The organism is Hydrogenophaga laconesensis (genome assembly GCF_031457235.1).
GTDB lineage: Bacteria > Pseudomonadota > Gammaproteobacteria > Burkholderiales > Burkholderiaceae_C > Hydrogenophaga > Hydrogenophaga laconesensis.
Genome location: NZ_JAVDWE010000016.1, coordinates 24,681 through 38,228 on the forward strand (window position 1 = coordinate 24,681; position 13,548 = coordinate 38,228).

Here is a 13,548-nt window from a genome sequence, read left to right on the forward strand (position 1 = left end):
GGTTTACCCGGGACGAAGGCCCGGGGAGAATGCGCGCATGAACGCACTCACCACCCTGCTCGGTACCGAACATCCCTTGATCCAGGCGCCCATGGCGGGTGTGCAAGGGGCTGCCATGGCCGTGGCAGTGAGCAACGCAGGTGCGCTGGGTTCGCTGCCCTGCGCCATGCTGGCACCCGATGCAATGGACCGCGAACTGGTCGCGCTGGCCGCCGGCACCTCGCGGCCCTACAACGTGAACTTCTTCTGCCACGCGCCCCCGGAACCGGACGACGCGCGTGAGGCGGCGTGGCGCGCGTGGCTGTCGACCTACTACCACGAGGCCGGGCTGGACCTCGACAGCGTGCCCTCTGGCGCGGGCCGCGTGCCCTTCAACCGCGCGGCTGCCGACATCCTGGAACGCTTCCGTCCCAAGGTGGTGAGCTTCCACTTCGGCCTGCCCGACCTGGACCTGCTGGACCGCGTGAAGAGCTGGGGCAGCGTGGTGCTGTCGTCGGCGACCACGGTGGAAGAAGCACGCTGGCTCGAAGCCTTCGGGGCCGACGCCATCATTGCCCAGGGCATCGAGGCGGGGGGACACCGGGGCATGTTCCTCTCGGAAGACCTCACCACGCAGAGCGGCACCTTCGCACTGCTGCCGCAGATCGTGGCGGCGGTGGGCGTGCCGGTGATCGCGGCCGGTGGCATTGCAGATGCGGCGGGCGTGGCCGCAGCCATGGCGCTGGGGGCTTCGGGCGTACAGGTGGGCACGTCGTTCCTGTGCTGCCCGGAAGCGACCACCAGCCCGCTGCACCGCGCGGCGCTGCAGAGCGAGGCGGCCCACCACACCGCCCTCACCCACCTGTTCACCGGCCGCCCGGCGCGCGGTATCGTCAACCGGGTGATGCGCGAACTCGGCCCGATGAACCCCGTCGCGCCCGCCTTCCCGCTGGCCACGGCGGCGATGGCGCCACTGCGCGCGCACTGGGAGGCCAAGGGCAGCGGCGACTTTTCACCGCTGTGGTCTGGCCAGAACGCGAGCCACTGCCGCGATGTGCCGGCGGCCGAACTGGTGGGCGAACTGGTTCAGGGCTTCAAGGGCCATCCCGCCGCGCGTTGAGCCAGCGCTTGAGACGGACCGGGTCGTCCACCTGCGCCTGGTCCTGCGCGAGCTGCGCCAGCGCGCGCTCCAGTGCCCGGGTCTGGTCGATGCGGCTCTGCAGCAGGGTATTGGCGTTCATGGACACGCCCTCTGGCAGGTCGAACTCATGGGCCAGCGCCCCCTGGCGCGCTGCGCGCTCCCGCTCCAGCCCCGCCACCTGCTGCTTGAGAAGCAGCGTGAGCAAGGCCAGGCGTTCGTCGGAAAGCCGTTGCACCGCGGTGGGGTCGGCCAGTTCGGCGCGGGCCTGGATCTGCAGCAACGCCACCAGATCACGCTTCTCGTAGGCGGCGTTCGCCTCGCTCATCAACGCGGTCTTGTGCAGGCGAGCCTGCGGGTCGGTCTCGCGGTCCGGATGCAGCGCGCTGGCCAGTTGCCGGAACAGCCGGCGCAGCAGGGTGTCGGCATCGTGCTCCTCGGCCTGGCGCGCCAAGGCGCCCGGCGTCTTTCGCGCGCGGCGGGCCTGGGCGGCTTCCCGGCGGTGCTGCCGCACATCTTCCTGCGCCTGCCGCAGGCGTTCCATGCCGGCGCGCAGCAGTTGCTCCGCGCTGAGGTTCTGGCCCTCGTCCTCCAGCGGCTCCCCGAGCACGGATTCCAGTCGCTGCCGCAGCGCGTCTGCCGCGTCCTGCCTGAGTTGCGCCAGCGTGCGCGGGCTGTGCCGGTCGTGCAGCTCGCGCATGGCAGCATCGCCCGCCTCGGCCAGCACCCGGGCGAGCTGGCGCAGCACGGTGCGCGCGGTGTCGGCCTGCACGCGGCTAAGCCACTTGCCCTGCAGGTGCCCGTCCAGCGCCAGGGCGAGCGCGCGCTGCTCGCGCGCCACCTGCCGACGCAGTGGCTCCACCGCACCGTGCAGCGCCAGGCGATGCCGCTGCGCCAGGGCCTCCATCTCGGCGAGCTGGCTGCGCAGCTTGTCGATGCGGGTGAGTTGCAGGTTGTAGGCGCGCGCTGCGGCCGACGGCGGCTGCGTGACGGAGGGCAGCACGTGCAGGGCGGCGGCGCGGGAATCGGATCGGGACATGGGGTGTCGACTATATTGCCCGGCACATGGCCAAAGACAAAACCCAATACATCTGCAGCGAGTGCGGCGGCGCCAGCCCGAAGTGGCTGGGCAAGTGCCCGCACTGCAACGCCTGGAACACGCTGGTCGAATCGGTGGCGGAGTCGGCCGCGCCTTCGAAGAACCGCTTCGCCGCACTTGCCAAGACCGCCGAGGTGACCACCCTGGCCGACATCGAGGCCACCGACGTGCAGCGCACGCCCACCGGCCACGACGAGCTCGACCGCGTGCTGGGCGGCGGCGTGGTGGAAGGCGGGGTGGTGCTGATCGGCGGCGACCCGGGCATCGGCAAGTCCACCCTGCTGCTGCAGGCGCTGGACTCGCTGCAGCGCAGCGGGCTGAAGACGCTCTACGTGACCGGTGAGGAGAGCGGCGCCCAGGTGGCGCTGCGCTCGCGCCGCCTGGGTCTGGACGGTTCGCAGGTCAGCGTGCTGGCCGAGATCCAGCTCGAGAAGATCCTCGCCACACTGGACGCCACACAACCGGCCATCGCCGTGATCGACTCGATCCAGACCGTGTACTCCGAGCAGCTCACCTCCGCCCCCGGTTCGGTGGCGCAGGTGCGCGAATGCGCCGCCCACCTCACCCGGGCGGCCAAGGCCAGTGGCACGGCGATCGTTCTGGTGGGCCACGTCACCAAGGAAGGCGCGCTGGCCGGCCCACGCGTGCTGGAACACATGGTCGACACGGTGCTCTACTTTGAAGGCGACACCCACAGCAGCTTCCGCCTGATCCGCGCGATCAAGAACCGCTTTGGCGCCGTCAACGAGATCGGCGTGTTCGCCATGACGGAAAAAGGCCTCAAGGGCGTGAGCAACCCGAGCGCGATCTTTCTCTCACAGCATTCGGAGCCCGTGCCCGGCAGCTGCGTCATGGTGACGCTGGAGGGCACGCGGCCGATGCTGGTGGAAATCCAGGCACTGGTGGACAGCGGGGGGCCGAGCCCGCGCCGCCTCTCGGTCGGCCTGGACCGGGACCGCCTGGCCATGCTGCTGGCCGTGCTGCACCGCCATGCCGGCGTGGCCTGCATGGACCAGGATGTGTTCGTCAACGCGGTGGGTGGCGTTCGCATCAGCGAGCCTGCGGCCGACCTCTCGGTGATGCTGGCCATCACGTCCAGCCTGCGGGGCAAGGCGCTGCCCAAGGGTTTCCTGGCGTTCGGCGAGGTCGGCCTGGCCGGTGAGGTCCGCCCGGCACCGCGCGGGCAGGACCGGCTCAAGGAGGCCGCCAAGCTGGGCTTCAGTGTGGCCGTGGTACCCAAGGCCAACCTGCCGCGCAAGAACGACAAGGCCTTCGAAGGCCTCACCGTGCACGGCGTCGACCGCATCGAGGAAGCGATGGAACTGGCCCGCAGCCTGGCCTGACCCGCTCTATCCGTACTAGCCGCAAAGCGCCTGCGGGAGCCAGCGCCGACAATCACCCCCATGCCATTCCAGAAACTGCTCTACCTTGCGGCCGGCCTCGGCCTGCTCTACCTCTCTCACCGCACCTACGGCTGGCCCGGCGTGGCGGCCGTCGCCGGCGGCCTGACGATGTGGCTGCTGCTGCACTTCAACCGCTTCATGACGGTGCTCAAACGCGCCTCGGAACGACCGATCGGACACGTGGGCAGCGCCGTCATGCTCAACGTCAAGCTCAAGCCCGGCGTCACCCTCATGCACGTGATGGCCATCACCCGCTCGCTCGGTGAGCGGCTGTCTGAGGAAGGCGCGCAGCCGGAGGTCTACCGATGGCGCGACAACGGTGATTCCACCGTGACGGCCGAATTCCTGAATGGCAAGCTGGTGCGCTGGAAGCTGGAACGCCCCGAAACCGGGGAGGCACAGGCGGCTCCGGCCACCAGCAGCCCGGCGGACCCCGGGGCCGGCGGGCCGACGCCGTAAAATCGCCGGTTTGGCAGCCCGGACTGCCCTCCGACGAACTACCCAAGGACCCCCATGAGCCCCATCGTTCCCTCGATGTCCGACCGCGACGGCAAGATCTGGATGGATGGCCAGATGGTGGACTGGCGCGACGCCAAGATCCACGTGCTGACCCATACCCTGCACTACGGCTGTGGCGCCTTCGAGGGCGTGCGCGCCTACAACACCCAGGGCGGCACGGCCATCTTCCGGCTCGAGGAACACACCGAACGCCTGTTCAACAGCGCCAAGATCCTGCGCATGAAGATCCCGTTCTCGCAGGACGAGGTCAATGAAGCGCAGAAGGCCGTGGTGCGAGAGAACAAGCTCGAGAGCTGCTACATCCGCCCGCTGACCTGGATTGGCGACAAGAAACTGGGCGTCTCGCCCAAGGGCAACACCATCCACCTGATGGTCGCCGCCTGGGCCTGGGGCGCCTACCTGGGCGACGAAGGCCTCAAGCGCGGCATCCGCGTCAAGACCAGCAGCTACACCCGCCATCACGTCAACATCACCATGACGCAGGCCAAGGCGGTGAGCAACTACAGCAACAGCATCCTGGCCAACATGGAAGCCACCGACGAGGGCTACGACGAAGCCCTGCTGCTGGACTCCAGCGGCTTCGTGAGCGAGGGCGCGGGCGAGAACATCTTCGTGATCAAGAACGGCGTGATCTACACGCCCGACCTGTCCGCTGGCGCGCTCAATGGCATCACGCGCAACACCGTGTTCCACATTGCCAAGGACCTGGGCCTGGAGATCGTGCAGAAGCGCATCACCCGCGACGAGGTCTACATCGCCGACGAAGCCTTCTTCACCGGCACGGCCGCCGAAGTCACCCCGATCCGCGAACTCGACCGCATCGAGCTGGGCAAGGCCGACTACGTCGGTTCACGCGGCCCGATCACCGAAAAGGTGCAGAGCGCCTTCTTCGACATCGTGAATGGCCGCAATCCCAGGTACGCCCACTGGCTGGCCAAGGTCTGAGGAACACGCCATGAGCAAGACCACCGTTGAACTCAAGGCCTCCGACCTCAACGCCCATGGCGGGGTGTTCTGCCCCAGCCCGCTGGCCGACATGAAGCTGTGGAACAGCCATCCCAAGGTGTATCTGGACGTGGCCGCCACCGGCGAGGCGAAGTGCCCGTATTGCGGCACCGTGTACCAGCTCAAGGCTGGCGAGACCGTTTCACACGGTCACTAAAGGAACACGGCGGTCGGCCGGAAGCCCCGGAAGACCGAAGATAATGCAGGGTGCAGGGCGCCGGGGGTGGCGCCTCAAGATCAACACCTGAGGGATTTCCGATGGTTCTCGTGACTGGTGGCGCCGGCTTCATCGGCGCCAATTTCGTGCTCGACTGGCTGGCGCTCCACGATGAGCCGGTCGTCAACCTCGACAAGCTGACCTATGCGGGCAACCTCGAGACGCTGGCGAGTCTGCAGGGCGATGCCAGGCACCTTTTCGTGCAGGGCGACATCGGCGACAGCGAGCTGGTGACCCGGCTGCTGACCGACCACCGGCCCCGCGCCGTGATCCATTTCGCGGCCGAGAGCCACGTGGACCGCTCCATCCACGGTGCCGAGGACTTCATCCAGACCAACATCCTGGGCACCTTCCGCCTGCTGGAGGCGGTGCGCGCCCACTGGCTGGGCCTCCCCGAGGCCGAGAAGGCCGCCTTCCGCTTCCTGCATGTCAGCACGGATGAGGTCTACGGCAGCCTGTCGCCCGACGCACCGGCCTTCACCGAAAGCCACGCCTACGAGCCCAACAGCCCCTACTCCGCCAGCAAGGCCGCCAGCGATCACCTGGTGCGGGCCTGGCACCACACCCACGGCCTGCCGGTGCTGACCACGAACTGCAGCAACAACTACGGCCCTTTCCACTTTCCCGAGAAGCTCATTCCGCTCATGATCGTCAACGCACTCGCGGGCAAGCCCCTGCCCGTGTACGGCGACGGCATGCAGGTGCGCGACTGGCTCTATGTGAAGGACCATTGCAGCGCCATCCGCCGCGTGCTTGACGCGGGTACGGTCGGTGAGACGTACAACGTCGGCGGCTGGAACGAGAAACCGAACATCGAGATCGTCCGCACCATCTGCGCCCTGCTCGACGAACTGCGCCCGCGTGCCGACGGCGCTTCATACACCACACAGATCAGCCACGTGAAGGATCGCCCCGGCCACGACCGCCGCTACGCGATCGACGCCCGCAAACTGGAAGCCGAACTCGGCTGGAAACCCGCGGAAACCTTCGAAACTGGTATCCGCAAGACGGTGCAGTGGTATCTGGACCACGCTGACTGGGTGGCGAACGTGCAGAGTGGTGCGTATCGGCAGTGGGTGCAGAAACAGTACGCGGCCGAGATCACTGGCTGAACCACACCGTCCCCGCAAAGAGAAGCAACCACAAACCCATGGATCAACACCGTCCAGCGCACGCCGGCGACTTTGATGACACGATCAATCTTTTCGACGTCTTGTTGACGCTCGCGGAGAACATTCGGCTTTTGATCCTGGGGCCTCTCCTGGCTGGCGCCTTGGTGTATGGCGTCATGTTCATTGTTCCGCAGCACTACGAAAGCACAGCCACATTGCGCGCAGAGGCTGACGTTGCGTCGTACATGACCACCGCCACGGTCCTCGACGCCTCCTTGAACAACCTCGGGTTCCTGAAAGAGCTGTCGGAGGAGGATGCCGAGCAGGCGCGGATCGATCTGCAGAAGCGCGTCTCAACCCAGGTGGGACGGAACGACAAGCTTGTCACCTTGACCGTGACAGCCAACTCGCCAGGCGCAGCACAAAGCATGGCCAGCGAGATACTCAGCCAGACCTTCTCCGGCCTCAGGCCCAAGGGCGCCGAACTGAAGCGGCTGGAAGCCCAGAAGGTCTCCCTGGAGCAACAGATCACTGAGCTCCAGACGACCAGCAGGACAGCGCAGAAACTCCTGGACGAGTCCTCCCCTGCCGGCAACATGGGACTGCTTGCCGAGTCCATTTCCAGCCTCTCTGCGGCCCAGGTGCGCATGCAGGAGAACCTGCTCAACGTCGAGAAAAAGATGCGGGGCTTGACCGATGAGGACCTGCTGCAACCCCCGACGCTGCCCAAGCGACCTGTTGCCCCCAAGAAGGGCCTGTCCGCAGCGGTGGGTGCGGTGGGTGTCGGCATCTTCTTGCTGCTCCTTGTCTTCCTGAAGCAGCTTTGGGTCACCTCGAGCACGTTTGAGCCGCACCAGCGCCGGCTGGATGCGATCAAGCGCAAATACGGGCTCGGTCGATGAGCCGCATCCTGCTGCTGGGGCGAAATGGCCAGGTTGGCTGGGAACTGCAACGAAGCCTGGCTCCGCTGGGCGAGCTCGTCGCGCTGGACCGGCACAGCACCGACAAGGACGGAGGCTGTGGCGATCTCGGCAATCTGGAAGGCTTGCGCCGTACTGTATTGCAACTCAGGCCAACGGTCATTGTGAATGCGGCCGCGCATACCGCAGTGGACCAGGCGGAACGCGAACCCGATGCAGCGCAGACTCTGAACGCGCTCGCCCCCGGTGTGCTGGCCCAAGCCGCGCATGAGGTGGGCTCATTGCTGGTTCACTACTCGACCGACTACGTTTTTGACGGCGGTGGCACCGCGCCACGCCGTGAAGATGCGCCGACCGGCCCCCTGAGCACCTATGGTCGAACCAAGCTGGATGGCGAACATGCGATCACTGCGGCTGGCCGTCGGCACCTGATCTTCCGCACCAGCTGGGTCTACGCGGCTCGGGGAGGCAACTTCGCCAAAACCATGTTGAGGCTGGCACAGGAACGCGATCGGCTCACCGTGATCGACGATCAGTTCGGTGCACCCACCGGCGCCGAACTGATCGCCGATGCGACAGCCCATGCCATTCGCCAGGCGCTTCGTGACGAAGCATGCTGCGGCACATATCACCTGGCGGCCGCGGGAGAAACCTCCTGGAACGGCTACGCACGGTTTGTTCTGGACACAGCCCGCACCCTCAAACCCGACCTTGTGATCCAGGCCCAGGAAGTGGCACCCGTGCCCACAAGCGCCTTCCCCACGCCTGCGCGCCGCCCGCTGAATTCACGTCTGGACACTACCCGTTTCCGTGACACCTTTGGACTCCATCTGCCGGAATGGCAACGCGGCGTGCGGCGTATGCTTGCTGAAATCCTGTGAGACGAGAAACATGACACAACGCAAAGGCATCATCCTGGCCGGTGGTTCTGGCACCCGCCTGCACCCTGCCACACTGGCCATCAGCAAACAGCTGCTGCCGGTGTACGACAAGCCGATGATTTACTACCCGCTGACTACACTGATGCTCGCGGGCATCCGTGACGTGCTGGTGATCAGCACGCCGCAGGACACGCCGCGCTTTGAGCAACTGCTTGGCGACGGAAGCGCCTGGGGCATGAACCTGCAATACGCGGTGCAACCCAGCCCTGACGGGTTGGCGCAAGCCTTCATCATCGGCGCCGACTTCGTGGGCAACAGTCCCAGTGCACTGGTCCTGGGCGACAACATCTACTACGGCCATGACTTCACAACGCTGCTGGCCGATGCCGACGCGCAGGCCAGCGGTGCGACCGTGTTCGCCTACCACGTGAACGACCCCGAACGCTATGGCGTGGTGGCCTTCGATGCCCACGGCAAGGCCCGCAGCATCGAGGAAAAACCTGTCAAACCACAGAGCAGCTACGCGGTAACGGGTCTGTATTTCTACGACCAGCAAGTCGTGGACATTGCCAAGGCCGTAAAGCCCAGCGCGCGTGGCGAACTCGAGATCACCGCCGTGAATCAGGCCTACCTGGACCTCGGCCTTCTCAATGTGCAGATCATGCAGCGCGGCTATGCGTGGCTGGACACCGGTACGCACGACAGCCTGCTCGAGGCCAGCCAGTTCATCGCCACGCTGGAACATCGCCAGGGTCTGAAGATCGCCTGCCCCGAGGAGATCGCCTGGCGGCACGGATGGATTGACGCGGCCCGGCTTGAAGCCCTTGCCCGCCCCATGCTCAAGAACGGCTACGGCCAATACCTTGTGCGCCTGCTCAACGATTCTGTACACCGATGAAAGTCACACCCACCGCCATCCCCGACGTGCTGGTCATCGAACCCAGGGTGTTCGGTGACGAGCGAGGCTTCTTCCTCGAGAGTTTCAATCAGAGAGCCTTCAAGGAGGCCACCGGCCTGGATGTGAACTTCGTACAGGACAACCACAGCCGCAGCACCCTGGGCGTTCTGCGCGGGTTGCACTACCAGCTTCTGCAACCCCAGGGGAAACTGGTGCGTGTCGTTCGAGGCGCGGTGTTCGATGTGGCGGTGGACATCCGACGAAGCTCTCCAACGTTCGGGAAATGGGTAGGCGTTGAACTGAGCGCCGAGAACCACAGGCAACTGTGGGTCCCAGCGGGATTTGCACACGGTTTCCTGGTGACGAGTGAGTCGGCAGATTTTCTGTACAAGACCACCGACTACTACGCACCCACGCACGAACGGTGCATTCTCTGGAGCGATCCGGCGATTGGCATCGAGTGGCCATCCAGCATCAAACCCCAGCTTTCGGCAAAAGACATGGCGGGTCTTTCGTTTGCGAGTGCAGAGGTATTTATTTAGAGAGGCGCGCAATGGATTCAAGCATCTTGAAAATCTTTATTGGATATGACCCTGTTGAAAGCGTGTCCTGGCACACCATGGCTCATTCCATCCTGCACCGCAGTTCCAAACCCGTGGCGATAGTGCCCCTCAACATCGCCAACCTGAAAGACATTTACACACGCGAGCGGGACCCCAAGCAATCCAACGAGTTCTCCTTCACCAGATTCCTGGTACCGTACCTGAGTGGGTACCAGGGAATGGCGGCGTTCTTTGATTGCGACATGATGCTTCGCACGGATGTGGCCAAGCTGTTTGAACTCGCCGCTGGCGATCCTTCGAAAGCTGTCCATGTCGTCCAGCATGACTACACACCCAAGGACGAGATCAAGTTCCTCAATACGGTGCAGTACAGCTACCCGAGAAAAAACTGGTCGTCGGTCGTCGTGTGGAACTGTGAACATCCGGCCAATCGCTCGGTAACACCGGAGTACGTCAACACGGCGTCTCCGATGGAGTTGCACCGCTTCCAGTGGCTGCGCGACGAACAAATCGGCGCACTCGATGTCCGATGGAACTGGCTCGTGGGTGAGTACGCAGAGCCTCCTTCGGACGTTCACAACGTTCACTGGACGATCGGTGGACCTTACTTCCACGAGTACCGCAACGTGGATTTTTCGCAGGAGTGGTTTGCGGAGCATGACCGCATGAATTTCTGCCAACAAAGGCAGAACACCAAGTGACGACCCTCCCTGGGAATCAGCAGTTGATCGCTCTGGCCGGTCAAGTGCTGGAGGTGGAGGCCGCCGCCATCCTGTCCGCACGGGCACGACTGGGAACGGCCTTTCTGTCGGCCACGGACCTGCTGTTCTCGTGTTCGGGAGGCGGCCGCGTCGTCGTGATCGGCATGGGGAAGTCAGGACACATTGGCAGGAAGATTGCGGCCACGCTGTCGAGCACGGGGACGCCAGCGCTTTTCGTCCATCCAGCGGAAGCGGCCCATGGCGACCTGGGGATGGTGACTCCGCACGACGTGGTTCTCGCGATCTCTCAATCGGGCAAAAGCGACGAGTTGTTGCGCGTGTTGCCGTACATGAAGCGCCACAGAATTCCTGTCGTGGCCATGACCGCAAAAGCCGACTCTGCGCTTGCACAACATGCTGATGTGGTCATTGACACATCGGTCGATCGCGAGGCATGTCCGTTGGGTTTGGCGCCGACTGCGAGCACCACGCTTGCACTGGCGTTGGGTGATGCGATTGCGATGTGCCTGCTGCAGGCGCGTGGCTTCACCGCTGAAATGTTTGCGGTGACACACCCCCACGGAACGTTGGGCCGCAAGTTGTTGGTGTCGATCGCAGATGTCATGGTCTCCGGTGCAGGCATTCCAACCGCGCGGGAGAGCGCCACGATCCGTGAGGCCCTGGTGAACATGTCTCGAGCCGGCCTCGGCTTCGTGAACGTTCTGAGTGGGGAAAGCGCACTGGTGGGCGTGTTTACGGACGGCGATCTGCGCAGGGCGCTCGACGGTGATATCGATATCAAAACCGTGACATTGGGCGAGGTGATCGCGAGAAAGTTCGTCACCATCGAAGCATCCCGGCTTGCCGTGGAAGCTGTCGAATTGATGGAACAACACAAGATATCGTCAATGCCGGTTGTTGACGATGAAGGCCGCCTGGTCGGCGCTGTGAACATGCGATTGTTGCTCCAGGCTGGCGTTGTCTAGCCGGGAACCCTATCCAGTTCGGCTACAGCTCAATCTGAGGCAGCTTCTGAAATGAGAGTTCTCGTCACCGGACATACGGGTTTCGTCGGGCGTCATCTGTTTGCTTGCGCAGCTGAGGGGATGGTTGGCGATGTGGTTTGCGTACCCCCCAAGGATGGGTTCTCGCTGGATTCGATCGAAGCGATCGAAGCGTCGTTGTCCGGTTTGTTTTTCGACAACGTCATTCATCTGGCCGCGCAATCGCATGTACCAACCAGCTTTGCCGAGCCACTGGCCACCTTCGACAGCAATGTGATGGGAACCGTGAGATTGCTGCAGGTCCTGCACAGACGTCAATTCACCGGCCGTCTCCTCTATATCAGCTCTGGCGATGTATACGGCCATGTGGATGCAGACTCGTTGCCCGTGAATGAGAGGCAAAAGCCATTGCCTGCCAATCCCTACGCGGCCAGCAAGTTGGCCGCCGAAAGCGCATGCATGGCATGGGCACGGTTTGCGGGATTCGCCACCATCATCGCTCGTCCATTCAATCATCTGGGGCGTGATCAGAAGACCAGCTTTGCGGTGGCACGCTTTGTCGATTCGATCGCAAAAATGGCAACTGGTCGTGAACCACTTCGCCTGGCGACCGGCAGGCTCGATGTGACACGTGATTTTTTGGATGTCAGGGATGTCATCGACGCCTACTTCGCCCTCCTGCGCCACGGCGAACCTGGGGAGATTTACAACATCTGCAGTGGAACGGAGCGCCGGCTGGACGAGATACTGCAATCGTTGATCCGAGCCGCCCACCTCAACGTAGACTGCCACGTTGACCCCACGCTTGTCAGGCCAGTCGAGCTGCTGCGAATGGTAGGAGACGCATCCAAATTGCGGGCACAGACAGGCTGGGCACCAAAGATCCCGCTCGCGGACACGCTCAATGACTTGCTGACTTATCAGCTGAGGAAATACACCACATGAAAAAGGCACTCATCACTGGAATCACCGGCCAGGACGGAAGCTACCTGGCTGAACTGCTTCTGGAAAAGGGTTACGAAGTCCACGGGCTGAAGCGTCGGGCAAGCCAGTTCAATACAGCAAGAATCGACCACCTTTATGCGGACCCGCACACTGTTGGAAATCGACTCTTCCTGCACTATGGAGACCTCACCGATTCGAGCAATCTGACGCGGATCGTTCAACAGATCCAGCCCGATGAGGTATATAACCTTGGGGCCCAGAGCCATGTTGCGGTGAGTTTCGAGAGTCCGGAATACACAGCAGACGTCGATGCGCTGGGGACCCTGCGGCTCCTCGAAGCCATTCGACTGCTGGGACTGCAAAACACGACCCGTTTCTACCAGGCGAGCACCAGCGAACTGTATGGGCTTGTGCAGGAAACTCCTCAACGCGAAACGACACCGTTCTATCCCCGCAGCCCGTATGGCGTGGCAAAGCTCTATGCCTATTGGATCACGGTCAACTACCGCGAGAGCTATGGGATGTATGCATGCAACGGGGTTCTTTTCAATCATGAAAGTCCCCGTCGGGGTGAAACCTTCGTCACGCGCAAAATCACGCGGGGCCTTGCCAACGTGTTTCTGGGATTGGACAGCTGTCTTTACATGGGCAATCTCGACGCACTGCGCGACTGGGGCCATGCCATCGACTACGTTCGCATGCAGTGGCTGATGCTCCAGCAGGAACAGGCGCGGGACTATGTGATTGCCACCGGAGTCCAGTTCAGCGTCCGTGATTTCATCGAACGCACAGCCGCTGAACTCGGCATGCAGCTGGAGTGGCGTGGCTCGGGTGTCGATGAAGTGGCATTCTGGCTGAACCCATCCGACGCAGCACGCGAGGCATCCGGCCAGGGCTCGGGCCCCCTACCCGTCGTGCGCATCGACCCACGATACTTCAGGCCCGCCGAGGTGCAAACCCTGTTGGGAGATCCCAGCAAGGCTCGCAGAGAGCTGGGATGGGTGCCCGAAACCAGTTTCGAACAAATGGTCAGCGAGATGGTGGCTCATGACCTGCAAGCGGCCCAACGCAGCGCCCTTCTGGTGCGGCATGGCTACCAGATTCCCTCGCCCCAGGAGCACTGAATCGTGGCTGTAGCGCGCATTGCATCGCCCGGCGCTCCAT

General features: G+C 63.6%; 15 protein-coding genes. 14 read left to right on the plus strand and 1 reads right to left on the minus strand.

All coding sequences use genetic code 11. From position 1 onward, the window contains the following. Positions 1-37 precede the first annotated feature (37 nt). Complete coding sequence (locus J2X09_RS22365) at positions 38-1,099, plus strand: NAD(P)H-dependent flavin oxidoreductase (protein WP_204734394.1); 1,062 nt, start codon at positions 38-40, stop codon at positions 1,097-1,099. Here J2X09_RS22365 and J2X09_RS22370 read toward each other — a convergent pair. Beyond that, a complete protein-coding gene (locus J2X09_RS22370; protein WP_204734395.1) occupies positions 1,074-2,156 on the minus strand; it encodes a hypothetical protein in 1,083 nt (360 codons plus the stop codon). The genes J2X09_RS22365 and J2X09_RS22370 overlap by 26 nt on opposite strands. Before the next feature lie 26 nt (positions 2,157-2,182). On the opposite strand from J2X09_RS22370, the gene radA reads away from it, so the two are divergent. The 13 genes from radA to gmd all read left to right on the plus strand — a co-directional run bounded on the left by radA (position 2,183) and on the right by gmd (position 13,508). Further along, a complete protein-coding gene (gene radA / locus J2X09_RS22375; protein WP_204734396.1) occupies positions 2,183-3,559 on the plus strand; it encodes a DNA repair protein RadA in 1,377 nt (458 codons plus the stop codon). 60 nt (positions 3,560-3,619) lie between these two features. Next, entirely contained in the window at positions 3,620-4,078 is a 459-nt protein-coding gene (locus tag J2X09_RS22380) for a glycerate kinase (RefSeq protein ID WP_204734397.1), read from the plus strand. 54 nt (positions 4,079-4,132) lie between these two features. Beyond that, the gene (locus J2X09_RS22385) at positions 4,133-5,083 is read left to right on the plus strand and encodes a branched-chain amino acid transaminase (RefSeq protein WP_204734398.1); all 951 of its coding nucleotides are present in this window, start codon (positions 4,133-4,135) and stop codon (positions 5,081-5,083) included. Positions 5,084-5,093: 10 nt separating this feature from the next. Then, on the plus strand, positions 5,094-5,300 hold the full coding sequence (locus J2X09_RS22390) for a zinc-finger domain-containing protein (protein ID WP_204734399.1): 207 nt from the start codon (positions 5,094-5,096) through the stop codon (positions 5,298-5,300). Between the two features lie 101 nt (positions 5,301-5,401). Beyond that, positions 5,402-6,472, plus strand: a complete 1,071-nt coding sequence (gene rfbB, locus J2X09_RS22395) for a dTDP-glucose 4,6-dehydratase (RefSeq protein WP_204734400.1) — start codon at positions 5,402-5,404, stop codon at positions 6,470-6,472. 38 nt (positions 6,473-6,510) lie between these two features. Next, complete coding sequence (locus J2X09_RS22400; protein WP_204734401.1) at positions 6,511-7,374, plus strand: GumC domain-containing protein; 864 nt, start codon at positions 6,511-6,513, stop codon at positions 7,372-7,374. Beyond that, positions 7,371-8,273, plus strand: coding sequence for a dTDP-4-dehydrorhamnose reductase (gene rfbD / locus J2X09_RS22405; protein WP_204734402.1), 903 nt, complete (start codon positions 7,371-7,373; stop codon positions 8,271-8,273). The genes J2X09_RS22400 and rfbD overlap by 4 nt, the downstream gene beginning before the upstream one ends. A gap of 10 nt (positions 8,274-8,283) precedes the next feature. After that, entirely contained in the window at positions 8,284-9,171 is an 888-nt protein-coding gene (gene rfbA / locus J2X09_RS22410) for a glucose-1-phosphate thymidylyltransferase RfbA (RefSeq protein ID WP_204734403.1), read from the plus strand. Beyond that, positions 9,168-9,713, plus strand: coding sequence for a dTDP-4-dehydrorhamnose 3,5-epimerase (gene rfbC / locus J2X09_RS22415; protein WP_204734404.1), 546 nt, complete (start codon positions 9,168-9,170; stop codon positions 9,711-9,713). Before rfbA ends, rfbC begins: the two co-directional genes overlap by 4 nt. An 11-nt stretch (positions 9,714-9,724) precedes the next feature. Further along, complete coding sequence (locus tag J2X09_RS22420) at positions 9,725-10,435, plus strand: glycosyltransferase (protein ID WP_204734405.1); 711 nt, start codon at positions 9,725-9,727, stop codon at positions 10,433-10,435. Between the two features lie 23 nt (positions 10,436-10,458). Then, positions 10,459-11,421: a KpsF/GutQ family sugar-phosphate isomerase gene (locus J2X09_RS22425; protein WP_310309445.1), complete on the plus strand. Its 963-nt coding sequence runs from the start codon at positions 10,459-10,461 to the stop codon at positions 11,419-11,421. Positions 11,422-11,472: 51 nt separating this feature from the next. Next, positions 11,473-12,384, plus strand: a complete 912-nt coding sequence (locus J2X09_RS22430) for a GDP-mannose 4,6-dehydratase (protein WP_204734406.1) — start codon at positions 11,473-11,475, stop codon at positions 12,382-12,384. Further along, positions 12,381-13,508, plus strand: a complete 1,128-nt coding sequence (gene gmd, locus J2X09_RS22435) for a GDP-mannose 4,6-dehydratase (protein WP_204734407.1) — start codon at positions 12,381-12,383, stop codon at positions 13,506-13,508. The genes J2X09_RS22430 and gmd overlap by 4 nt, the downstream gene beginning before the upstream one ends. Positions 13,509-13,548: the final 40 nt, after the last annotated feature.